Source organism: Gleimia coleocanis DSM 15436 (assembly GCF_000159015.1).
In the GTDB taxonomy this organism is placed as follows: domain Bacteria; phylum Actinomycetota; class Actinomycetes; order Actinomycetales; family Actinomycetaceae; genus Gleimia; species Gleimia coleocanis.
Map to the genome: position 1 here is coordinate 1 of NZ_DS999572.1, position 217 is coordinate 217.

The following is a 217-nucleotide window of genomic DNA, read 5'->3' on the forward strand; positions in this document are numbered from 1 at the left end:
GCGGGCTAAGCCAGGAAGAGCTAGCGGACAGATTAGTCCCAACCCTGGGCCTTGATGATCCGCAGGCGTTGAGTTTTGATTTTGGTCCCCGGCAGTTTACCGTTCGCTTCGATGAAAATCTCAACCCGGTTATCTTTGATCAGCAAAACGTTCGCCAGAAAAGCGTTCCCCGTTTGCGCGCCGATGACGATCAACTGAAAGCGCCCGAGGCACTGGC

1 protein-coding gene is annotated in these 217 nt (G+C 54.8%); it reads left to right on the forward strand.

Annotation, left to right across the window (positions count from 1 at the left end; translation table 11 throughout):
- Positions 1-217: hypothetical protein (locus HMPREF0044_RS08385; RefSeq protein ID WP_040313326.1), on the forward strand; the 217-nt coding region annotated here is incomplete at both ends.